This window comes from Paenibacillus macquariensis, assembly GCF_900156375.1.
GTDB lineage: Bacteria > Bacillota > Bacilli > Paenibacillales > Paenibacillaceae > Paenibacillus_AQ > Paenibacillus_AQ macquariensis.
In genome coordinates, this window is record NZ_FTNK01000002.1 from 311,670 (window position 1) to 333,982 (window position 22,313).

22 protein-coding genes and 1 pseudogene are annotated in these 22,313 nt (G+C 38.7%); 15 read left to right on the forward strand and 8 right to left on the reverse strand.

Annotated elements, in window-relative coordinates; translation table 11 throughout:
• The first annotated feature begins 188 nt into the window (after positions 1 to 188).
• Together BW961_RS04420 and BW961_RS04425 are read left to right on the forward strand one after the other, a co-directional pair.
• Positions 189 to 443: a hypothetical protein gene (locus BW961_RS04420; RefSeq protein ID WP_068581201.1), complete on the forward strand. Its 255-nt coding sequence runs from the start codon at positions 189 to 191 to the stop codon at positions 441 to 443.
• Between the two features lie 31 nt (positions 444 to 474).
• Positions 475 to 687: a hypothetical protein gene (locus tag BW961_RS04425; protein ID WP_068581204.1), complete on the forward strand. Its 213-nt coding sequence runs from the start codon at positions 475 to 477 to the stop codon at positions 685 to 687.
• 67 nt (positions 688 to 754) lie between these two features.
• Here the strand turns inward: BW961_RS04425 and BW961_RS04430 are convergent, their stop codons facing one another.
• Positions 755 to 1,663 (reverse strand): LysR family transcriptional regulator, encoded by a 909-nt coding sequence (locus tag BW961_RS04430; protein WP_068581206.1) that lies wholly within the window; start codon positions 1,661 to 1,663, stop codon positions 755 to 757.
• Between the two features lie 171 nt (positions 1,664 to 1,834).
• On the opposite strand from BW961_RS04430, the gene BW961_RS04435 reads away from it, so the two are divergent.
• The 4 genes from BW961_RS04435 to BW961_RS04450 all read left to right on the forward strand — a co-directional run bounded on the left by BW961_RS04435 (position 1,835) and on the right by BW961_RS04450 (position 8,002).
• A complete protein-coding gene (locus BW961_RS04435) occupies positions 1,835 to 2,578 on the forward strand; it encodes an SDR family NAD(P)-dependent oxidoreductase (protein ID WP_068581209.1) in 744 nt (247 codons plus the stop codon).
• Positions 2,579 to 2,772: 194 nt separating this feature from the next.
• Entirely contained in the window at positions 2,773 to 5,970 is a 3,198-nt protein-coding gene (locus BW961_RS04440) for a bifunctional cytochrome P450/NADPH--P450 reductase (protein WP_068581212.1), read from the forward strand.
• Between the two features lie 224 nt (positions 5,971 to 6,194).
• Complete coding sequence (locus BW961_RS04445; RefSeq protein ID WP_394327594.1) at positions 6,195 to 6,650, forward strand: hypothetical protein; 456 nt, start codon at positions 6,195 to 6,197, stop codon at positions 6,648 to 6,650.
• Positions 6,651 to 7,123: 473 nt separating this feature from the next.
• The gene (locus tag BW961_RS04450) at positions 7,124 to 8,002 is read left to right on the forward strand and encodes an alpha/beta fold hydrolase (RefSeq protein ID WP_170878522.1); all 879 of its coding nucleotides are present in this window, start codon (positions 7,124 to 7,126) and stop codon (positions 8,000 to 8,002) included.
• Between the two features lie 83 nt (positions 8,003 to 8,085).
• On the opposite strand, the gene BW961_RS04455 is transcribed toward BW961_RS04450, so the two are convergent.
• The gene (locus BW961_RS04455; protein WP_068581217.1) at positions 8,086 to 8,802 is read right to left on the reverse strand and encodes an AraC family transcriptional regulator; all 717 of its coding nucleotides are present in this window, start codon (positions 8,800 to 8,802) and stop codon (positions 8,086 to 8,088) included.
• 310 nt (positions 8,803 to 9,112) lie between these two features.
• On the opposite strand from BW961_RS04455, the gene BW961_RS04460 reads away from it, so the two are divergent.
• Entirely contained in the window at positions 9,113 to 10,093 is a 981-nt protein-coding gene (locus tag BW961_RS04460) for an aldo/keto reductase (RefSeq protein ID WP_068581220.1), read from the forward strand.
• A 62-nt stretch (positions 10,094 to 10,155) separates the two neighbouring features.
• A complete protein-coding gene (locus BW961_RS04465) occupies positions 10,156 to 10,530 on the forward strand; it encodes a MerR family transcriptional regulator (RefSeq protein WP_068581223.1) in 375 nt (124 codons plus the stop codon).
• A 109-nt stretch (positions 10,531 to 10,639) separates the two neighbouring features.
• Here the strand turns inward: BW961_RS04465 and BW961_RS04470 are convergent, their stop codons facing one another.
• Positions 10,640 to 11,002: a DUF423 domain-containing protein gene (locus BW961_RS04470; protein WP_068581226.1), complete on the reverse strand. Its 363-nt coding sequence runs from the start codon at positions 11,000 to 11,002 to the stop codon at positions 10,640 to 10,642.
• 182 nt (positions 11,003 to 11,184) lie between these two features.
• Between BW961_RS04470 and BW961_RS04475 the strand changes: the two genes are divergently transcribed.
• The 5 genes from BW961_RS04475 (at position 11,185) to BW961_RS04495 (ending at position 16,495) form a co-directional block, all read left to right on the forward strand.
• Complete coding sequence (locus tag BW961_RS04475; RefSeq protein ID WP_068581228.1) at positions 11,185 to 12,330, forward strand: metallophosphoesterase; 1,146 nt, start codon at positions 11,185 to 11,187, stop codon at positions 12,328 to 12,330.
• 257 nt (positions 12,331 to 12,587) lie between these two features.
• Positions 12,588 to 12,914: an ArsR/SmtB family transcription factor gene (locus tag BW961_RS04480; protein ID WP_068581231.1), complete on the forward strand. Its 327-nt coding sequence runs from the start codon at positions 12,588 to 12,590 to the stop codon at positions 12,912 to 12,914.
• Positions 12,915 to 12,964: 50 nt separating this feature from the next.
• Positions 12,965 to 14,260 (forward strand): arsenic transporter, encoded by a 1,296-nt coding sequence (locus BW961_RS04485; RefSeq protein ID WP_068581234.1) that lies wholly within the window; start codon positions 12,965 to 12,967, stop codon positions 14,258 to 14,260.
• Positions 14,261 to 14,414: 154 nt separating this feature from the next.
• On the forward strand, positions 14,415 to 15,029 hold the full coding sequence (locus BW961_RS04490; RefSeq protein ID WP_169810259.1) for a GNAT family N-acetyltransferase: 615 nt from the start codon (positions 14,415 to 14,417) through the stop codon (positions 15,027 to 15,029).
• Between the two features lie 386 nt (positions 15,030 to 15,415).
• Entirely contained in the window at positions 15,416 to 16,495 is a 1,080-nt protein-coding gene (locus BW961_RS04495) for an aminoglycoside phosphotransferase family protein (RefSeq protein WP_068581237.1), read from the forward strand.
• Between the two features lie 77 nt (positions 16,496 to 16,572).
• On the opposite strand, the gene BW961_RS04500 is transcribed toward BW961_RS04495, so the two are convergent.
• The 4 genes and pseudogenes from BW961_RS04500 to BW961_RS04510 form a co-directional block, all read right to left on the reverse strand.
• On the reverse strand, positions 16,573 to 16,938 hold the full coding sequence (locus BW961_RS04500) for a hypothetical protein (protein WP_068581238.1): 366 nt from the start codon (positions 16,936 to 16,938) through the stop codon (positions 16,573 to 16,575).
• Positions 16,939 to 17,017: 79 nt separating this feature from the next.
• A complete protein-coding gene (locus BW961_RS04505) occupies positions 17,018 to 17,335 on the reverse strand; it encodes a hypothetical protein (protein WP_068581244.1) in 318 nt (105 codons plus the stop codon).
• A gap of 256 nt (positions 17,336 to 17,591) precedes the next feature.
• Positions 17,592 to 17,762 carry a hypothetical protein gene (locus BW961_RS30315; RefSeq protein ID WP_169810260.1) on the reverse strand — a complete coding sequence of 57 codons (171 nt, stop codon included), beginning with the start codon at positions 17,760 to 17,762 and terminating at the stop codon, positions 17,592 to 17,594.
• Between the two features lie 85 nt (positions 17,763 to 17,847).
• Positions 17,848 to 19,570: pseudogene (locus BW961_RS04510) on the reverse strand (cellulase family glycosylhydrolase).
• Positions 19,571 to 19,843: 273 nt separating this feature from the next.
• On the opposite strand from BW961_RS04510, the gene ytaF reads away from it, so the two are divergent.
• Positions 19,844 to 20,449 carry a sporulation membrane protein YtaF gene (gene ytaF / locus BW961_RS04515; RefSeq protein WP_068581247.1) on the forward strand — a complete coding sequence of 202 codons (606 nt, stop codon included), beginning with the start codon at positions 19,844 to 19,846 and terminating at the stop codon, positions 20,447 to 20,449.
• Positions 20,450 to 20,458: 9 nt separating this feature from the next.
• Here ytaF and BW961_RS04520 read toward each other — a convergent pair whose 3' ends face one another.
• Positions 20,459 to 21,166, reverse strand: a complete 708-nt coding sequence (locus BW961_RS04520; RefSeq protein ID WP_068581250.1) for a DUF421 domain-containing protein — start codon at positions 21,164 to 21,166, stop codon at positions 20,459 to 20,461.
• Between the two features lie 234 nt (positions 21,167 to 21,400).
• On the opposite strand from BW961_RS04520, the gene BW961_RS04525 reads away from it, so the two are divergent.
• Positions 21,401 to 21,949, forward strand: a complete 549-nt coding sequence (locus tag BW961_RS04525) for a superoxide dismutase family protein (protein WP_068581253.1) — start codon at positions 21,401 to 21,403, stop codon at positions 21,947 to 21,949.
• The last annotated feature ends 364 nt before the right edge of the window (positions 21,950 to 22,313 follow it).

A 22,313-nucleotide genomic window follows, 5' to 3' on the forward strand; every position in this document is an offset into this window, starting at 1 on the left:
CCTTTCTTGTTTGCATGGTTGATTCGACACTTCCATGATACCAAAATAATGCTTAAATAAATGAAATTGTGAAGAACATGATAAAAACCTTGTTTGAAATGCAATATTCGTATAGAATTCTGATAGTGCGTCTGTAGATATTAATTTAGGTAGTTAAATATAAATAGGCATAAAAGGGGAATATCATCTTGACAGAAGAACTGGCCCTACATGCAGTTGTTATACTCACTGGGATCCCAGCCAACTTACTCTTGGTGGATGCTCAGAGCTACGAAGACTGTTTTGTAGTTGTATCGAACTTATCAAAGAAAACGTACCACGTTGAATTAACGCAAAAGGTGAACAGCTATACGGCAGAAGAAACGAAAGATATGAAGATGGTTGGAGAGTACGATGGGTTATCTGTGTATGAAATGATTCCTTGGTGGAATGAACTAGTATAATTAATTAGAGGTATAGAAATGGAGTGTTAAGATGAGTAAAGGAACGGTATGGAACAAAGGGAAACATAATGGTGGAGCTGATCGTGTTAAAAGAAATGCTACTGATAAGAATCAGAAATCTGTAGAAGATGTTACACCAGAAAAAATAGACTTCACTAATCCGATCAATAGTGTAAAACCGATGAAACGCGATAATGCGGTCGTTAGACCGGCACGAGTAGTTCAAAAAGATGCTAACAAGTAACAATAGCTTATGTAAGGATGGAAAAAATGGAGTGATACGTGGTATGTAACGTATTCGCTCCATTTTTTTATTTATCCAATTCTGAAATATCATGCTTTAATCGTTCAAGAAAATGCTTTGAGATGTTATTAGGGTGTGCATCTTTTCTCTGGATGATGCCTAGATATACAGGACTTGGTTCGGGCATATCGAAATCTAGAATAACCGAATCATGGGGACTGAACAATGGCTCTTTAATAAATGAGTAATTTAGTCCAACCGTCACAGCAGAATAATGGAGACATGCTCTAGTAATCAACTCGCGGTTATTTGTTGTATATATCACATCGACTGAACCATGTTTCTTTTGAAAATCATCCATGAACCATTTAACGTAATCGTCATTGTATAAGACTACGGTTTGTTGTCTTAACTCTTCTGGCGTAATGAATTTGTTAAATGCTAATGGTGAATTCATACTGGTTGCTGCAACCATCTTCACCTTGAGTAGTCGTTCGAAGGTAAGTCCCGTATGTTCTATAAGGCGATCCTTAAATAAAATGATAAACCCTAGGTCACTCTTGTCATTCAGTATATCGTCAATAATATCCTGAGATCCTTGTTCCACAATCTCCAATTTTACCTGCGGATATTTGTGCTTGAAATCCATGACGGCTTGTTCTAACAAAAACATGGGACCGGGGATCGTAGCTAATCGTAGTTGACCTTTAATCGTATTCGAGTAACCCATCGCAACTTCTTTCAATTCCTCGTACTTGTCTAGCAATTCGTATGCCTTCTTAATAATCACTTTACCCTCAGCAGTTGGGATTGCTCCACTTCTGGAACGTTTAAGTATACTTACGCCCCATTCCTTTTCTAGACTAGTAATGGATTGGCTAAGCGCTGATATGGTCACATTTAAATTGTGTGCGGCTTGCGTAATAGAACCTGTCTTAGCGACTTCCACCAAATACTCAAGCTTTTCGATATGCATAAACAAATTCAATCCTTTGTTTTAATTTTTCTTAAGTAAAGTTAAGAATGTTTAAATTTTTATTAATTAAGCACGATGATATCATAGATTTAAGGAACGATAAAGTAATAGTTATGTATATAGAGGTTGCGTTATAGAAGATAATAATATATACCAAAGGAGCGTTATATGATGAAATTCGAATCCAAAGTAGCCATTGTAACAGGTGGAGCGAGTGGTATTGGTGAAGCTACGGTACGTTTATTTGCAGCAGAAGGGGCTAAAGTTGTAATAGCCGACTTCTCAGATCGCGGACAAACGGTGTCGGATGAGCTTAACAGTCAAGGGTTTGACACGCTGTTTATTAAGACAGATGTAACGAATGAGCAAGAGATCATCCATATGGTTGATCAGACTGTACAGAAGTATGGAAAATTGGATGTTTTATATGCAAATGCGGGTATAGCCCATGATGGACCTGCAGATCAGTTGCTATTTGAGGATTGGAAGCGAACGATTGATATTAACTTGACCGGCGTGTTCCTAAGCTGTAAATATGCCATTAAGCAAATGATTGCCCAAGGTACCGGAGGAGCTATTGTGAACTGTGGTTCTATTCACAGCCATGTGGGAAAAGCTGGTGTCACAGCCTATGCGTCTGCTAAAGGTGGCGTTAAGTTATTGACTCAGTCTCTGAGTTCCGATTATGCTTCTAAAGGAATTCGTATTAATGCAGTATGTCCTGGATACATTGATACTCCACTGATTAAAGGTAGAACCGAGGCCGTTACACAGCATCTTGTTGGACTCCATCCAATGGGTCGCCTAGGTCAACCAGAAGAGGTTGCAAAAGCAGTGCTGTTCCTTGCCAGTGATGATGCATCCTTCATTACGGGTACTACATTGCTCGTAGATGGTGGTTATACTGCAGTCTAAGTACAAGCTAATACAATTTGAATACAATTGATCAGTCACTTATAAGTGCAACGATAGCTCTATACTATTGTTGCATTTTTTTGTAGTGCTGAGATCCATGCTTGAACTCTGTATAAGTTAGCAAGTATGCATAGTCTTATTCTCATAGGTAAATCCTATGCTATCGACTATATAAGGAATGGGAGGACAACGATATGGAGAAAAACAAGGAATCAGAAATACCCCAACCCAAAACATACGGTCCGCTGGGAAATCTACCGCTGCTAAACATAGATGAGCCAATTCAATCTCTAACGAAGCTTTCATATGAGTTCGGTCCTATATTTAGAAACGTGTTACCTGGTGGAAAGAGCAACGTTTACATCTCAAGCGAGGAACTAGTGGCTGAGGTGTGTGATGAATCACGGTTTGATAAACGTGTATGGGCTCCTTTGCAGAAAGTCCAAGCTTTCACGGGAGACGGGTTGTTCACAAGTGAAACGGATGAATCCAATTGGCAAAAGGCGCATAACATTCTGATTCCGAGCTTCAGCCAGAGAGCTATGCAAGGTTACCACGGTATGATGGTGGATATAGCCGTACAACTTGTTCAGAAGTGGATGCGCCTAAATCCTGATGAGCATGTCAATGTCCCTGAAGATATGACACGTCTTACGCTAGATACCATCGGTTTATGCGGATTCAATTATCGATTTAATAGCTTCTACCGGGATGAACCTCATCCATTTATTGTGAGTATGGTCCGAGCACTGGATGAAGCGATGGCTCAACTTACACGATTCGAGATACAGGATAAACTGAAGATCATGACAAAACGCCAGTTCAAAAAGGATAAAGATACGTTGTTCTCCTTAGTAGATAAAATTATTGCTGAACGTAAATCCAGTGGTGAGGAAGAAACTGAAGATCTTCTATCACGGATGTTAACGAGTAAAGATCCTGAGACAGGTGAAGGATTAGATGACGAGAATATTCGTTATCAGATGATTACGTTCTTGATTGCTGGTCATGAGACGACGAGTGGTTTGCTTTCTTTTGCGATTTACTATCTATTGAAGAATCCAGATAAGTTACAAAAAGCATATGCAGAGGTAGACAGCATTCTCACAGATTCTACGCCTACGTATAAACAGGTTCTTGATCTGAAATACATACGAATGATTCTGAGTGAATCATTACGCCTATGGCCAACGGCTCCAGCTTTCTCTCTCTATGCGAAGGAGGATACACTGCTTGGAGGTAAATATCCTTTGAAGAAAGGGGATAGTGTCAACGTACTGATCCCCAAACTCCATCGGGATACAAATGCTTGGGGGGAAGATGTGGATGAGTTCCGTCCAGAGCGATTTGAGGATCAAAGTAAGGTTCCGATCAATGCTTATAAACCGTTCGGTAACGGTCAACGGGCATGTATTGGCCAACAGTTTGCGTTACATGAAGCCATATTAGTGCTAGGCATGCTACTGAAGCATTTTGAATTCATAGATTACTCGAACTATACACTCAAAGTAAAGGAAACACTGACGCTGAAACCTGATGATTTTGAAATTCAGGTTCGCCCGCGGGAGCAGGTTAAGGTTGAGACTACTATAAACAATACATCCAAGACAGATGTCTCTACAGCTGATGTGAAAAAAGATCATGGACAAACTGCGTCAATTATAGGCGTTAATGATCAACCGTTTTTAGTGCTGTATGGATCAAATCTAGGTACAGCAGAGAGTATCGCACGAGAAATAGCGGATATCGTACGATTATACGGTGTAAGATGTGAGGTTGCTTCCCTTAACTCTCGAATAGGTAAATTACCCACGGAAGGTGCGGTATTGATCATCGCCGCTTCTTATAATGGTAAACCTGCAAGCAATGCGCGAGAATTCGTACAATGGCTGGAGGAGGTAGAAGACGGTACATTTAACGGTGTGAATTATGCCGTATTTGGGTGTGGAGATCGCACTTGGGCTAGTACGTATCAGGATGTGCCAAGATATATTGATGAACAACTTTCTCTCAAAGGAGCCACAAGGTTCTCTCAACGGGGAGAAGGTGATGCTAGTGGTGACTTCGAGTTGAACATAGAAGAATGGCGAGGACGCATGTGGTCTGATCTGATGAAAGCCTTTGATCTGAAATTCGACCACAAAGTTGATACGGAACGTAATTCGCTTGATGTTCAGTTCGTAAGTGGAATAGCAGGTGCTCCGCTAGCCCAAACCTATGACGCTGTTCACGCAACTGTAATAGAGAATCGTGAGCTTCAATCATCAGACAGCGACCGACATACACGACATATCGAGATAACATTGCCAGAAGGGGTTACGTATCAAGAAGGCGATCATCTTGGCGTGTTACCGAGTAATGGAACTGTGAATGTCAATCGAATCCTGCAAAGATTCGGATTGAGTCGGAGTGATCAAGTGATCTTGTCAGCAAGCGGACGTAGTGCGGCACATCTTCCGCTGGATCGTCCGGTTAGTCTGTATGAGCTACTGAGTCATAGTGTTGAAGTGCAGGAACCTGCTTCAAGAGCGCAATTGCGAGAACTTGCTTCTTACACCAGTTGTCCACCACATAAACGTGAATTAGAAGCTTTGTTAGAAGAAGGCACATATAAGGAAGAGATATTACTGAAACGTATCACAATGATTGATCTTCTTGAGAAATATGTAGCATGCGAGATGCCATTTGAGCGATTTTTAGAACTATTGCCACCACTTAAACCTAGATACTATTCGATATCTAGCTCTCCAGTGGTTAACCCTGAACTTGCTTCTGTTACCGCAGGTGTTGTACAGGGGCCGGCTTGGAGTGGTCTCGGTGAATACCGTGGAGTTGCATCTAATTACTTGGCTGCACGTGCGCCTGGCGAAGACATCATTATGTTCGTACGTACACCTGATTCTGGCTTTGGACTTCCTGAAGATCCGCAAACACCGATCATAATGGTGGGTCCTGGTACGGGCGTAGCACCTTTCCGTGGGTTCCTTCAGACTCGTAAGTCTTTGAAGGAAAAAGGACAAACATTAGGCAAAGCTCATCTTTATTTCGGCTGTAGGAACGATACCGACTTCATTTACCGCGAAGAACTTGAGGAATTCGAAAAAGAAGGTGTGGTCACACTTCATACTGCCTTTTCACGCAAGGAAGGAACATCCAAGACTTATGTACAACATTTACTGAATCAGGATTCAACTGAAATGATCGAAATTTTGAAAGGTGGAGGTATGTTGTACGTATGTGGGGATGGTAGTAAAATGGCGCCGGATGTAGAGCAAACATTAGTAGAAGCGTATCAACAAGATCAAGGAACAAGTGAAGAAGACGCCAAAGAGTGGTTGAATCAACTTCAAAAAGAGGGACGATATGGCAAAGATGTGTGGTCGCGTGTGTAACAAGATAGAAGTCCAATCTGAAGAATAATTATATATTGGAAACAATTTGATGAAAATATGGGTAACGCAGCGTGTTAATTTTCCCTTTGTGTTACCCATTTTAATATGTAATGGAATATACTGATGAACATTTCTTTTATCCCTCCAAGTAACACCAATAGTTATTGCCTGACATACATTGACTCAAGACAAATGACTATTGTAATTATCATGGAGGGAAACTAATGTCTCTGTATAATAATGCTAATACAACTTATCCTTATTGGATGGGGAGCACGGGTATTGATGAAAGAGAAACAGTGATGCCTCATCCAGTTGTTGTGGAGGCAAGGCAAATCGCTTCAAATCAAATTTTAGTAACGTACGACAAGCCTACGGATTTAGTATCAGCAACAAACATCTCTAATTATTGGATAAGAAGTAATATGTCTACTCCATCTGACATTGCCAGTGTTGGAATGGGTGAGGCTATTACCAAAGAAAATACGATTCGTGCTGATAGGGGAATGATAGTTCCACTCGACAATTCAAAAATGAGATTTATTATGACCTTTAAGACTAATGCTACTATGGGTGTTCTTTATATCGTACTCCCGTGTTATGTTAATTTAGAAGGTACATCAGGTTTTACAGGGGCAAACTGGGGGCCGTTCAGCAGAAATATGTTTATTGGATTATAATGAACATATCTAAAGACATCGGCTTGGGACACTATAACGCAATGACAAACAGGCTGCCATCATCGGCAGTCCTTCTTCAGTTAATGGGCAGTGTAACGTAGATAAACAAACGGGCAGAATAATGAGAAATGATTTCAATCAGAATTTTACTGTAAAACCTGATATTTGCTATACATCAGGTTTTACGGTGATAGGAGCTACCACCAAGTTCATTGAGGGAGTTTCTTCTTGTTGTGCTATCGGAATACGATAGTGAAGAGACATAAGGCTTCCAATAACATTGCTAGATTGTTAAGCTAAGGGGACACGAGAGCATAAATTCATTATGGGTGCTGCATGACAACCTTTTCTCAACTAACGGGTAGGTACGCTCGATAATTAGAGTTGTAGAGTGTAAGAAAGCACGCAGTTACGTACTATATATCAGGAAAATAATAATGATTGGGAATTTTCCCAATAGTATGGGAGGAACAATGGTAGAAGAAATGATTAAGCTAGATCATATAGAGATTAATGTAAGATATTCATTAGAGGATAAGCCAGTTGTTCTATTTCTTCACTTTAGTGGAGGCAATTTGAATATGTGGGAAGGAATCATATCGCAGTTTGAAAAGGAATACAGTATCATTGCCCCTGATTTTCGAGGACATGGCAAATCAGACAAGCCCCAAACAGGATATCATATTGATGATATGGCTAATGATATTTATTTACTGTTGCAGCACTTAAGCGTAGAACATTGTCATATCGTAGGTAGTTCAATGGGGGCTGAGGTTGGTCTTAGTATAGCTGCTTCACATCCAGAGCTTGTTCGATCCCTTGTATGTGAAGGTGCTTTATATAATGAGTTTGGAGAACATGGGTTATTTAATGGTACAGAGGAAGAGATTATACATAGAAAAGAAGTCCTAAAGGTTCAATTAGCTGAGAGAAAGGAATGTGTATTTATAACAAAAGAAGAGTATGTTGAGGAAGAACGAGCCAAATTACAACAAGGATTATGGAATGAATGTTTCTTAGCCTTCTTTGAAAACAATGTACAACAGATGACAAATGGTGAATTTACATATTGCTATTTAAACCGTGTTAGAACAGAATATATTCAAAAATATTGGGATGTGAAGTTTGAGCAATACTACAAGATGTTGCAATGTCCTATTTTATTTCTTCCTAGCGAAGAAGAGTGGGCGAATGAGAAAATTAGAAGTAGTCTAGATGCGTTCACTAGTCTATTAGATGTATATGAAATTGAACGTGTTGAGAACGCTATCCATGCTTATGTCTGGATGCAACTACCAATTACAGTGGGCGAAGTAGCAAAGAGATTTATAAGTAAACATAATGATAGATGATATATTACACATCTGTGTTTGAAAGAACACCAATCGTTGTTACGAATGGTGTTCTTTTTTTGACTCGTCAGAATAGGAGCAAGTTACTCTTTATTTTTGTGTGCTTTAATCAACTCTAAATATTGCGTGTCCCCCAAACCGAAATGAGGGAAGAGATGCAGTAAGTTTCGTACGATTTCATGGTCAGGAAGATTGTGATGTGTCTGAATATATCTTGTAATTTCGTTATCCTTTTGTAAGAATTCTAAATACAATTTGATCCCTTGGTACATAACAGGCATTATTTCTACATCTGGCATTCGGTGATCACATAATGCGGCCTCATATAAGTCATGGTATCCACCTAATTTGATTTCAGTTTCTTTCACATCATATGTTTGTTCTCTTACTGCATGATAGTAGATCGTTCCTTCAAATGCTATTTGCTCTAAATAAGCTAAACTGGTTAATAAATTCATCTGACAGAACATATCTTCACCGAACCAGAGAACGATACATTGATACTTTTTTGAAAGCAAGTTTTTGAGTGGTGCAGCCGTAATAGATTCATAATCTGCTAATGAGACTTGATGCCCCTTCGCTCGAACCTCTTTGAATGTGTCGCTAAAAATTATTGTAGTAGTGTCATGTACACACATCGCTTCATTAAAAGGAGCATAATCGCTTTTCCCCATTAATTGTTGAGAACGGAACTCTTCATACATATGTTGTCCATTTAAAATGTTCAATACCTCATGATCAAAATGCTCATCCAACCGACTTTGTAAAACTTCAATTCTTAATTTTTGTGAAATATCCATAAAATATAAATCCCCCGTTTCATTTATAATGAGTTTTACATAAGATTGCAATGGTTCAGGGCATGTACGAAAGGCCTTGGGGCTAACACCGAGTATTTCTTTGAAAGCTCTGGAAAATGCCTCTTGAGACGAATAGTGCTACTCATTGATTGATCTGGAAGTGATCGGTTATAAGTTCTATACACTTTATAAAATAGTAAACGATCATATTAACGGATCATTGCGGCACAATCGCTTGACTTGGAGTTAACTCCAAGTAGTAAACTACATATGAAGGACACAATACCTATTTGAAAGTGAGGCGTACCCAATGGAATATGTGAAACTTGGAAATACAGGTTTGGATGTATCTCGACTTTGTCTGGGTTGTATGAGTTTTGGTGTAGCAGATCGGTGGATTCATCCTTGGGTACTCGATGAAGAGCGCAGTCGTCCTATCATAAAAAAAGCTTTAGATCATGGGATCAATTTTTTCGATACGGCAAATGTGTATTCAGACGGAACAAGCGAGGAGATTGTTGGGCGAGCCCTAAGGGATTATGCCAATCGTGATGAAATCGTTCTTGCGACTAAGGTTCATTTCCGTATGCATCAAGGTCCAAATGGAGCGGGTCTTTCCCGAAAAGCAATTATGAGTGAAATTGATAAGAGTCTTAAGAGATTGGGAACAGATTACGTAGACCTTTATCAAATCCATCGCTGGGACCCCAATACGCCTATTGAAGAAACGATGGAAGCATTGCATGATGTTGTGAAGGCTGGGAAGGCAAGATATATTGGTGCTTCTGCTATGTACGCATGGCAGTTTCTAAAGGCATTACATGTTGCGGAGAACAATGGGTGGACTAAGTTTGTGTCAATGCAGAATCATTTAAATCTTATATACCGTGAGGAAGAGAGGGAGATGTTGCCTCTTTGCAGACAAGAAAAAATCGGTGTGATTCCATATAGCCCTCTCGCATCAGGAAGGTTGACGCGGGATTGGTCGGAAACAACACATCGTTCCGAGACCGATCAAGTTCAGAAATCTAAATACGATGCGACTGTAAATACTGATCGGTTAATTGTAGATCAGGTTGCAGCAATCGCTGACAAACGTGGTGTTCCCCGCAGTCAAATCGCACTTGCTTGGTTGTTGCAGAAAGAGCCAGTAACAGCTCCCATAATTGGTGCTACAAAAATGTCTCATCTCGATGATGCGGTAGCTGCGCTCTCGATTACGTTAACACCTTATGAAATTGCGTCGCTGGAAGAGCCGTATGTTCCCCATTCGGTAGTTGGTGCAGTTTGATATAGAACGCCATCACCATTTATATGGGCGTTCTTGATCTGAAGTTAGGAGGTGAAATCTACATGTTGATTTCAAAAGTAAGTGAAAAATATGATTTGTCACAGGATACACTCCGCTATTATGAACGCATTGGACTTATTCCACGTGTGAACCGCAATAAAAGCGGAATCAGGGATTATACGGAAGAAGACTGTAGGTGGGTTGAATTTATAAAATGTATGCGAGGCGTAGGTCTTCCAATTGAGATGTTAATTGAGTATGTTGGCCTATTTCAACAGGGTGATGAAACCGTTGGTCCTAGAAAAGAACTCCTAATTGAGCAGCGCAAGCAACTTGTAACAAGAATGGACGAGATGAAGACAGTGTTAGAACGTTTGAATGATAAAATTGCAACATATGATCAGTCGATACGTAGAGTAGAACATACTCTAAATTGATTTCATATTCCATTAAGGGATAGGGTCACCAGAATACATCTGATGACCCTATCCCTTTTAAGTACTTCTTATGGCGTTCCATAAATCTTCGGATGCGGTTTTCTTATTGTTAGATTAAACTTATGATGACCATGACCCAGCCAATTAAGAATGCTACGCCACCAAGTGGCGTAATAGCACCTAGTTTACGGATTCCACTTAGACTTAAAGCATACAAGCTACCTGAGAATAAGATAATACCAGCGAACAGGAACCATCCTGCCATCACGATAAGGGATGCATTGGATGAACTCTCAGCAACTAGACCAAGTATTAATAGTCCAAGGGCGTGAGCGATGTGGTATTGTATACCCGTTTCATAAACCTTCATCATATCGGGGGATATTTTCTTCTTTAATGCATGTGCTCCAAAAGCTCCTAGTGCCACAGCAAGAAACATCAATATACTTCCGAGTAGTAATAATGTATTCAATGATATACCTCCTATTACAATTTATTATGTAAGTGCTAGCATATCACGCCATGTAATGCCTGGCAATTTACCTATCGATTGAATGTATCTTGTATAGAGTTGAATAGACTAGCTTTAATCTATATTATTTACCTTGGGAGATAATACTTAATATTATCTTAAAAAGGAGACTGTAAAGAGATATGAAACGAGTAATACGAATGATTCTAAGTGTAGTAATGATGGTAATCATCTTTCTAGGGTTAAATACTTATATTGGCTGGAATATCTACGTGTTCAAGGCACATTATACTACATCAATATCACCGGTATGGTTCTCTATCGTTTTCACCATTCTAGTATTTTCTTATTTGATAGGTCGATGGGGTAAACATAACCCTGTAGGACGCCTACTCAAAGTAATAGGTTCATATTATTTAGCCCTTATGGAATTTATGATTATCGTATTGCCGTTCGCAGATATTTTTGCATGGGTATTACATAGAGTAGGGTACACAGCAGACTTTTATATTCCCGTTGTCGGTTGGACGACGATAATACTGTTAGTTGTTCTCTTTATCTGGGGTTCGTATAATGCTTGGAGCCCTATCCTTCGGACTTATCCTGTACATATTTCTAAACAAGCTGGTGTTAACAAGAAGCTAACCATCGCGGTAGCATCAGATATCCACTTAGGTAATATTGTAGGAAATCGCCATCTGAAACGTCTTATCAAAGGGATTAATCAAATGAAACCTGACCTTATTCTTTTACCAGGGGATATTATTGATGACTCTATTGAGCCGTTTATGAGGAATAAGATGGCGAATAGCTTGAAACAGCTACATGCAAAATACGGCGTATATGCTGTATTGGGTAATCATGAGTATTATGGTGGAAACATCGAACAATACATCAAAGAGATGAGTCTAATTGGTATTCAGGTACTACGCGATGAAACAGTTACTATAGAGAATGCGGATATCATTGTAGCAGGTCGCAAAGACAAATCGGCAGAAAGTATGGATCCGGAAGGACGTATAAGCATTGATATGCTTCTTGAGCATTTGGATCATTCGAAGCCAATCATTGTGATGGACCATCAGCCTTATGGTTTTCAACAAGCAGCTGAAGCGGGAGCGGATATTCTATTGTGTGGACATACACATCGCGGGCAATTTGCACCTAATCATTGGATTACGCGTCGGTTATTCGAATTAGACTGGGGTTATATGCGTAAACAAAGTATGCATGTCGTTGTCTCTTCAGGATTCGGAACTTGGGGACCGCCAATTCGGCTTGCTAGTCGATCTGAAATCATCAGGTTGGATGTGGAACTAGAAGGATAGTATATTTTTGAAAAAAAAAGAGTGTCCCGAATGTCATTATTGAAATGGCTAAGGGCACTCCTTTTTTTGTGTAAAAAGAATGAGGAGATTGTTTAAAATGTTTGAATCAACATTCATTAATCTCCGATTTATACCAACATCATGAGTATGCTTATGGTAATTTAATGTACTTTATATGTACTTGTACTTGTGTAATTGGAGTCGTGGAGATAGTATATAAGCATATACTTATATTTGTGTTGAAAGGAGGAATGGGTATGAAGGAGCTATCTAATATTGCTGACAACTTAAAGCTTCTAGGTGATAAAACCCGTCTGGCTATCCTAACACTTCTGAAAGAACGTGAATGGTGTGTTTGTGAGTTCGTTGAAATCTTTGATATGTCACAACCAGCGATTAGCCAGCATCTAAGGAAATTGAAAGCACAAGGCATAGTGAAGGAGGATAAACGAGGACAATGGGTGTATTATTCACTTCATATTGAAGACAAGCCATACATCCAAGCTGTTCTTGATCAGATGCCTGATTCAAAGACAATATTATCTCAATTGAACAAATCACAGATTAACATCGTATGTGAATGAAATGTTGAAAGTAATCTTACGTGATTCACACAATAATGGAGGTTTAGATAGTGGGTTCAGTTATATTAGCAATCATAATATTTGTAATAACTTTAGTATTTGTCATCTGGCAGCCAAGAAATTTATCGATTGGATGGTCCGCATGTGGCGGAGCTATATTGGCATTACTGGCAGGTGTAGTAAGTTTCAGTGATGTTCTAGATGTAACCTTAATCGTATGGAATGCTACGTTAGCTTTTGTAGCGATCATTCTGATTTCTTTGATTTTGGACAAAATAGGATTGTTCGAATGGGCTGCATTACATATGGCACGAGCTGCTCGGGGTAATGGGATTCGGATGTTTATATATGTCACCATTCTTGGAGCAATCGTAGCGGCATTCTTCGCAAATGATGGAGCGGCATTAATATTAACTCCGATTGTACTCGCGATGGTTAGAGCATTGAATTTTGATGAGAAAAAAGTATTCCCGTTCATCATTGCAAGTGGATTTATCGCAGATACTACCTCATTACCACTCGTTGTCAGTAATTTAGTTAATATTGTATCCGCAGATTTCTTTGGCATTACTTTTATGGAATACGCTGGTCGTATGATTGTACCGACACTCTTCTCATTGGTAGCTAGCATCTTGGTGCTTTGCTTCTTCTTCCGAAAAAGCATCCCGAGAAAGTTCGATGCTACGCAGCTGAGAAATCCGGCTGATGCTATCAAAGATAAGAAAATGTTCAAGTTATCATGGGTCGTTCTGGGATTACTATTTGTTGGATATTTCGCAAGCGGTTTATTGCATATTCCTGTATCCGTTGTTGTTGGAGTAATTGCGATCCTATTCATGCTGATGGCAAGTAGAAGTCCATTCGTACCTACGAATGAGGTGATTAAAGGGGCTCCATGGGCGATTGTGTTCTTCTCCATCGGAATGTATGTCGTGGTATATGGGCTAAGAAATGCTGGACTGACCGATTTGTTAGCTAAAGTGATACAGCTAGCAGCCGATCAAGGGCTATTCATAGCTACGATGTCGATGGGCTTTATCGCTGCAATCATTTCATCGATCATGAACAATTTACCTACGGTATTGATTGATGCTCTGGCAATAGATGCTACGAATACGACAGGTGTTATCAAGGAAGCTTTGATTTATGCCAATGTCATTGGATCTGATCTAGGACCGAAGATTACTCCGATCGGTTCGCTAGCTACTCTGTTATGGCTGCATGTCCTATCAACCAAAGGGATAAAAATCCCATGGGGAGTTTACTTTAAGACAGGAATTATTTTGACGATTCCAACGTTATTTATCACATTATTGGGTCTATATTTATGGTTGATTATTATTTAATTCGTAATGATTATTAGCATAAACATTGAAATCCATGAGGGAAGACATAGTTGAAAAGCGATAGTTTAGTTTTAACTGTTATTTACCTTAAGTATGACAACTTCTAATGGTAAACTAGGATTTGTATGTCATTAAGACTGTAGGGGGATTAGTTGTGTATTCTAATGAAAATATAGAGGCTGGTATAGACCTAATTTACGATTATAAAGATAATAAAGTTTACAGAGATAGTTTCAATCAACTAACGACTTTAGCTTTTGATGTTAATTTTGAAGATTGGTACCAGAAAGGTTTCTGGGATGATCGTTATATCTGCTATTCATTTATTAGAGATCATGAAGTTATTGCTAATGTTTCAGTCAGTAAAATGGACGTGGTGATTAATGGGTTGAACAAGAAGGCGATTCAAATCGGAACAGTTATCACTCACCCTGATTTCAGGGGGAATGGGCTTTCAAGAACATTGATGAATCATGTTCTTGATATTTACGAGCAAGATTGTGATATCTTTTTCTTATTCGCTAATAGTACTGCGCTTGATTTTTATCCGAAATTTGGTTTTGAATCCTTTGGTGAATCGCAATTCATACTTAAATTTAATCCCACTCTAAGAGAGGATTCCACCTTACGCAAGCTGAATTGTTCCAATGAAGAAGACTTGGAATGTATCAAACGAATAGTTGCGTCCCGCAGACCTATTTCAGAACAATTTGGTGTTAGCAATAACCTAGGAATCTTTATGTTTTACGCAATCAAAGTATTTCCCTAATCAATATATTACGCGCAAGAAGAAGAGGCTATTATCGTCTATCAACAAGAAGGTCATACCCTCCATCTGTATGATGTAGTTAGTCAAGGTGATGTTATAATATAAATCGTTTACTTAATCGTATTGCCACTGAGCAAACAGAGAGTGTTCACTATCATTTCACACCAGATCAATTCACTGAGCAAGCACAACATGAGCCGATGGACAATAATGATGATCTGCTCTTTATTAAGTCTAACTTTGTCTTGGAAAAAAACTTAAAATTCTGTGTACCTTTGTTAGCACATGCTTAGTGTTATTTTTATCAAACTACCATGACTTCTCCTACGAATTTTGATAGGGGATAAGAGCTAAATCAACTTTTCTGTACCGAAAGGAATTTAACTATGGAAAACTTGAATTATTATATAAATTTCGAAAAGCTATGTGAAAAATTCAATCTAGGAAAATTAACAGATGAACCAGAACAAGTATTTGGCGGTTTCCTTCATAGAATGTATCAATTGAGAACAGACAAAGATCAATATGCAGTGAAAGCCTTAAACCCACAAATTATGCAACGTAAAACAGCCATGTACAACTATATTTTTTCTGAAAAAGTTGCAAATATGGCGTACCAAAATGGTATTAAAGCACTTCCTGCAATTATATCAAATGGTAGCTGTATGCATGAAGTTGATGGTCAATATTATTTGCTGTTTCCATGGATTCAAGGGAAGACATTAGCCCCAGGGATCATTGATATTGAGTGTTGTAAAATGATAGGGGAAACACTTGCAAAGATACATAAAACCGATTTTTATCAACTTATTGTTGATAATCAAAATGAAAACGATATTGTATCAAATGTAGCCGTAGTTGATTGGAATGATTATGCTCTCAAAGGAAAAAACAATAGCTTAGAATGGTCATCTTTGTTATTAGATAACTTGAATAAATTGTATCATTGGGAGAACCTAGTTAATTCGTCTGCGGAATCAGTGCTGAACAATAGTGTTATCAGTCATAGGGATTTAGACCAAAAGAATGTGTTATGGGACGAAAATCATGTTCCAATCATTATTGACTGGGAAGCTGTAGGAACTACCAATCCAACACAAGAACTGATTGATGTGGCATTGAATTGGTCAGGCTTTGAATCGGGTAATTTAAGCAAAGAGGCTTTCTGTACGATAATTAATACTTATCGGAATTATTGTGGAGAAATTTATGATAACTGGCATGATGTACTAAACTATGGTTTTCAAGGGAAATTAGAATGGCTAGCATATAATATTAGACGCTCTCTTAGACTAGAATGTACGGATGATGCGGAACAAGAACTTGGAACAAGTGAAGTAATTAGAACAATTCGAGCATTGAATGACTATGCTGACTTTATTCCTCTATGTTCAGATTGGTTGTCAGAAATTGATGTACAGTTCGATGTGAAAATACCGATAGATAATGTAAAGGTAAATAAATAGGAAAGAGGGATAGAGTCATCAGAGAATATCTGATTCTCTATCCCATTTTTAGGCTTCTTCTTTTTAATGATCATAAGTCATACAAAAAATTTGCCCATTAATGGCCAGACATACTGTAGAACGCCAATTCCTACACGTATGCCAGGCATGATTTTACCAATACCGTTACTTGTTGGACTTGGCGTATCAATAGCACCTGCCGGCAGGGGAATTTGAGCTTTACCACCGAACAACATGTCTAGCATGCCAGACACTTTTGCCTTTTCTCTTTGATTAGGGTGACTCGAAAGTTTCCCTTCTCCTTCAAGACCTGCAATAACCAACTGATTATCTTTGACGTCAATGACTTTACCAACAATATAACTTCCATCTTTCAATACTGCACAAACGGGGTAGCCGATCCACTTTCGTATATCACCCTCAGTAAATTTTGGACTATGCATAATAGTGATCACCTCTTTAAGCTAGAACATACATGATGATAGATAGGAGGGTGCAAGTGCGTATGATTGTTCTGTAAGACTAGATTAAGAATAGTAGTGCAAGTAGGCCTAATGATAGAGCTATCCCTGCACCAGCGCCATAACCATAACCATACCCGTAACCAGGATAGTATGCGGAAATAGATGCAGATCGTGCTGCTTTTTTGAGGTTGGCTTTCATTTTTTTGCTACTACATATGGCTGCTTCTGGATTAGATTGACCATTTAAGATTAAATGACCATCTCTAATATCTGTGATTGTTCCATGATAATAAGATCCATCACATAACATAGCACAGACTCTCTTACCCACATGAGGTCGTATGCCTTCTTCAGTCATCGGTGTAATTAAATACATATTGATGAGCCTCCCTGTATAAATAGATTGTAAGTAAACGTAAGTTAATTAACTCAATCTTATTCTATGGATAAATGTGAGAATATCTTGGACAATAGTACTGAGGTATATTAACTATTATTAGAAGATATGAGTAGCGTATTGAATGAAAAAATAAATAATAGACCTTCTGATAAGCCAGAAGGTCTATTATTGTTCAACTTACTTGAAAGAAGAAAAAATGGTTTCACATGCTACATTCGAGATTGATCATCCGTTATTCTTGATTCTGTGATCTGTTCGCAGCGTTTGGATGTTCTTCAAACACCTCAGCTGCTTCTTCTGCAGAGAATTCCGTGTCGAATTCACCTGGAAGAGGTAATTTGTTCAATTTCGTTGTTTGTACTTCTGCTTTGGAAGGTTGATTATTATTTCTAGAGTTGCTCATATAGACACCTCCTTTAATGTGGACAACAAGGTGTAGTTTTCCAAATAGGTGAAGGAATTATACAAGAGCACAGTTGTTGAAGAAACTATTGAATAGCTTCACCGACAATACTCGTACCATTCTTCGTGATCTGATACGAAATCACATCTCCATTCCAGAAATGAAACTTCAACGTTACTTTGCTGTCTTTTACATCCTTAAAGAAGTTCGGAAGTAGCTTGATTTCTTTAGTGATATAAGAAGGTATGAACGTGTAACCGAATTCTTTGAATGAAGTCCAGTCTTGCGGACCCGCATTGCCACCATCCGGATATACGGCCTCCATGGTGGCAAGCTGATTGCCGTTAAAAGTTGTTGGAATGGCAAAGGACTCGGTTGTACCTTGTGCATTGGTAAATTTAACTGTGTTAGACATGATGATCTTGAGCTTCCACGAAACGCCTTTGTTGAATTTGACAGTTAATACGACTTCTTCGCCTAATTTTTTTGAAGCTGTGAGCATGGTGATTGTGTTGGCTTTAAGGGTTAACTCTTCGCCCACTAGGGTGTAGTCTGTGCCTTTGATCAAAGACTTTCCATTTGCACTAATATCAGTTAGTTTATTACCATTTAAATTAAGATTTACTTTCGTATCTTTGATTATAGAACCTTTGTTAAGAAAGATTAGATCTCTTTCAAGCGTAGAAGAACGTTCTTTTAAGCCTGACATCAAGATGTTATACAGCTCGGAATCGGACCACTTAAGAGTTGTACGATTTATATGCTGGCCGTTATCCCACAGCATGGTATTTAACTTTTTCTCTTTTGCATAATAGGTTAGGTACTCGAAGAACTTCAGCTTCTCACCTTGCTCAATAACGCCTGTATCTTTATCGAAGCCGAGTAGACCGAACTCACCAATGATGACAGGAATACCCTTAGCAACAAATGTATTGTATATGTTATCAAAAGTTTGCGTAATATCGTTCTTCGTATCTTTTTCAAACGTGGTGTAACCCGCAATGTTCACGCTAAATGGCAAGAATCCATAGTAATGGACGGTTGCGATTAAATTGGGATCTTGTAGTTGTGTAATGGTCTGGTATAGTGCATTCATTCTAGGTTCAGATGGTGTTGTTTCTAATGAAGGTAGGACCAGTGGTCGAACTGCATTATTCCCGCCAGATTTACGGACAATGGAATGGAAGGATGTATTAAGTTCTAGCAGCATTTCTTCCATCTTTGTCTCATCTGTACTTCCTCCATCAGTGAAACGAGGTTCATTAATACTCTCGAACATCAACTTATCTGATTTATCCTTGAAGCGATCAGCAATTTGGGTCCAGACTGCATTTATAACGTTTCAATACATCATCTTGCTGCTTTTCCATGTTACTTACCCATAACCAAGAGTCATGATGGATGTTGATCATCACATAAAGTTTTGCATCCAGCGCCCAACCAACGACTTCTTCGACACGATCGAGGTAAGCTTTGTCGATCGTATAATTCGGTGTCGCACCAATGTGTTTATCCCATGTGATGGGAATGCGAATGCTTTTGTAGCCTTGTTCTGAGATTTTGTTAATCAATGCTTTGGTTACACGTGGATTCCCCCAAGATGTTTCATCATCACTTGTTGCATCAAGTGTATTGCCGAGGTTCCATCCAGGCTGCATGTTGTCTACGTAGGATTGAATCTCACTCTTGGGTGTTACCCTAACTTGTTGTTCCTCATTACTAGGTGCAGCAGTAGTTAACGATGAGAACAACGAGAGTAGAAGGGTAGTGACGATCGTGAATGAAAGGAATGATTTACGCATGTTCATAGTCAGTGAATTCTCCTTTGATAGATAAATTGTTAATAATTAAATACGCGATATGTAAGCGCTGTCTTTATGAGGTTAACATAGAATATTTTTCGCAAATACCATGCTAATTGGTAAGGATATCATATGTGAATTAGTGATTGTCTACATTTGGAATTAGGTTTAATCAAATGCTGGGAACTGGAAGAACGCTTAACTATGTTCACATGGATATGAAACATTTGGGCTATATGCACATATCATATCAACTGACTACCGTGAGGAGGTTCTGATATGCATTGGCTTTCTATATTAGGAATTGGTTTAGCTGCGAACTTGGATAATCTAGGGATCGGTGTTTCATTTGGTGCTCGCTCTAAAAAAATACCCTTTAGCTCGAATCTAATAATTGCTGTTATCTCGATGATTGCAGCGTATATTTCCATTACATTGGGAAGTATTATTGCTCAATACATTCCAAGTGATTTAGCGAACTGGGGCGGCGGTATCATGATTATAATGATTGGGTTATGGAGCATTATATCTGATCTAAAGAATCGTTCAGAACGACATAATAATACTAGTTCCAACGAAATCACTGACTTACTTCAACATCCAGATAAAGCTGATAGGGATGGAAATAATATTCTTTCAAGGAAGGAATCTATCACGCTCGGTATTGCCCTTGCACTGAATTGTCTTGCGGGTGGATTTGGGGCAGGAGTGACGGGTTTGTCTCCATTAGCGACTACGGTATCTATTGGTGTGTGTTCACTCATTTCCATTGATCTTGGCGTAAGAGTGGGGGAGCAGATCGCCAAAACATGGATTGGCAAATGGTCAAATCGTCTGGGTGGCATTCTGCTTGTCTGTATTGGATTGTATGAAATCCTAGTGTGAATCACTTTTCTATTCTTTATCTATGGGGTTACTCAATTCATCTTGGTAATAATCAAATATAAGATTTCCATTCGTCGATTTCACCGCATAGAAAATATCATGAGCTTCTTTGCCTTTATTGTTGATTTGTTGCATCAGCCATTCTTCAGAAATATGATTTTGATCTAGATTTCTATGTAATATTTGCCCATCCATAACTAATTCAATCGGAAGTATTGAATGACTTGGTTTGATATGCACATCTTGTTTGGTCGCGCTGCGAAATTGCTCCTTTTTCTTGACCGATAGCTGTCCGTTGGTCTCCAGAATCGCATAGTCTACCTCATTAAGATCAAATACATCCTTTTCTCTTAGTGATTGGTTAAGCGAATCCAACGTGTAATGGATCTTTCGCATGTTAGCCTCAAGTATATTTCCTTTATCAATAACGACTGTAGGTGCACCCGAAAGCCAATGTCTTGTTTTAGGGAATTTGAGAGAAATGCCAGATGAAGTATAGGAAATGAGCGTTAACAGGACTAAACATATGAGAAAATATACAGCAGGAAATTGTCTATTGAAAGCCAAATTCGCTGCAATGGCTCCCATCATAATTCCTGTGGCAAAATCATGAAAAGTCATATTTGATATGGTTTGTTTCCCCAAAATTCTTGAAACTAATAATAATGCTATAAAGGCCATGAACGTTCTTCCAAGCAACTCAAAATATACTTGCATGCTATATTGTTACCTCCATAGGAAGAGATTTTTTGTTAAATTATTTGCTATCAACCTATTCATTCATTTCCTTAAATGATTAGTCACATACTTAATTGTTAGCTAATGAGTTCTGTATTTTTTCTAGCGAACATCCAACTTTAATAATTATGTGTGATACACGTTTTCTTTTGCTGGAATAAGGTAACCATAATAGTGGAAACCCCAACCAGATGAAGGAGGACAAATAACGTAATGAAGAAAAATGTTGTGTTTGTTAGTCTAGGATTGCTTAGTATTTTATTATTAGTGGTTGCTTTCGTGATCCCAGAAGCATTCGCTAATTCGAAAGAGATACAGGTGAAGACCTCAATCATTGACACCAAAGGGTCAGAGATAGGGACTGCTGAAATAACTCAAAAAGCTGATCGTGTTCAGCTACATATCGAAGCTAAAGGTCTCACACCAGGGACACATGGTATCCACTTTCACGAAATGGGGAAATGTGAGCCACCTGATTTTAAAACGGCTGGTGCGCATTTGAACCCTAATCTCAAGCAACATGGATTTAATAATCCCAAAGGGTTCCATGCAGGAGATCTTCTGAATATTGAAGTCAAAGCTGATGGGACAGTATCCGCTGATTTGGAGAGTAAAACAGTTACCCTTAAAAAAGGTGAAGCGAACTCCTTATTGAAATCGGGCGGATCCGCCATTGTGATCCATGAGAAAGCAGACGATTATGTAACGGATCCATCAGGTAATTCTGGGGATCGCATAGCCTGTGGTGTCATCAAAGAATAATGAATGTATGATTTGGAAAAAGACTAAGGTCCCGATGTGGGTTCTTAGTCTATTTTTGTGCAATGAAAATCTACGTATTATCTTTCGTTTCCTTTGGCTATCATTTCAGTAATGGACTTTAGCAGATTATCTGTCTGTAGGCCTAGAACTACTTGGGCTTTGGTTGAGCTAATAGCTCAACCTGTCACAGAATAACTGGAACCCCTTCATGTTCGTACTCCTGCAATACTTCAAATCCCAAATTCTCACGTTCTACATATCTCGAAAAAATCCATCAGTTATTAACCTGCTATTAAGTTAATGAAAACCCGAAGATACCTGTAATTCTGTGATTATGATTGGATAAGGAACTGGAATCAGACCA

Bases quoted from the DNA above. Each gene is read 5' to 3' on its own strand.
- BW961_RS30315 (WP_169810260.1), bottom strand. From the start codon at position 17,762: ATGAGCAACTCTAGAAATAATAATCAACCTTCCAAAGCAGAAGTACAA.
- BW961_RS04500 (WP_068581238.1), bottom strand. From the start codon at position 16,938: ATGCATAGTCCAAAATTTACTGAGGGTGATATACGAAAGTGGATCGGC.
- BW961_RS04495 (WP_068581237.1), top strand. From the start codon at position 15,416: ATGGAAAACTTGAATTATTATATAAATTTCGAAAAGCTATGTGAAAAA.
- BW961_RS04430 (WP_068581206.1), bottom strand. From the start codon at position 1,663: ATGCATATCGAAAAGCTTGAGTATTTGGTGGAAGTCGCTAAGACAGGT.
- BW961_RS04425 (WP_068581204.1), top strand. From the start codon at position 475: ATGAGTAAAGGAACGGTATGGAACAAAGGGAAACATAATGGTGGAGCT.
- BW961_RS04465 (WP_068581223.1), top strand. From the start codon at position 10,156: ATGTTGATTTCAAAAGTAAGTGAAAAATATGATTTGTCACAGGATACA.
- BW961_RS04460 (WP_068581220.1), top strand. From the start codon at position 9,113: ATGGAATATGTGAAACTTGGAAATACAGGTTTGGATGTATCTCGACTT.
- BW961_RS04435 (WP_068581209.1), top strand. From the start codon at position 1,835: ATGAAATTCGAATCCAAAGTAGCCATTGTAACAGGTGGAGCGAGTGGT.
- ytaF (WP_068581247.1), top strand. From the start codon at position 19,844: ATGCATTGGCTTTCTATATTAGGAATTGGTTTAGCTGCGAACTTGGAT.
- BW961_RS04525 (WP_068581253.1), top strand. From the start codon at position 21,401: ATGAAGAAAAATGTTGTGTTTGTTAGTCTAGGATTGCTTAGTATTTTA.
- BW961_RS04480 (WP_068581231.1), top strand. From the start codon at position 12,588: ATGAAGGAGCTATCTAATATTGCTGACAACTTAAAGCTTCTAGGTGAT.
- BW961_RS04475 (WP_068581228.1), top strand. From the start codon at position 11,185: ATGAAACGAGTAATACGAATGATTCTAAGTGTAGTAATGATGGTAATC.
- BW961_RS04445 (WP_394327594.1), top strand. From the start codon at position 6,195: ATGTCTCTGTATAATAATGCTAATACAACTTATCCTTATTGGATGGGG.
- BW961_RS04440 (WP_068581212.1), top strand. From the start codon at position 2,773: ATGGAGAAAAACAAGGAATCAGAAATACCCCAACCCAAAACATACGGT.
- BW961_RS04505 (WP_068581244.1), bottom strand. From the start codon at position 17,335: ATGTATTTAATTACACCGATGACTGAAGAAGGCATACGACCTCATGTG.
- BW961_RS04450 (WP_170878522.1), top strand. From the start codon at position 7,124: ATGGTAGAAGAAATGATTAAGCTAGATCATATAGAGATTAATGTAAGA.
- BW961_RS04520 (WP_068581250.1), bottom strand. From the start codon at position 21,166: ATGCAAGTATATTTTGAGTTGCTTGGAAGAACGTTCATGGCCTTTATA.
- BW961_RS04455 (WP_068581217.1), bottom strand. From the start codon at position 8,802: ATGGATATTTCACAAAAATTAAGAATTGAAGTTTTACAAAGTCGGTTG.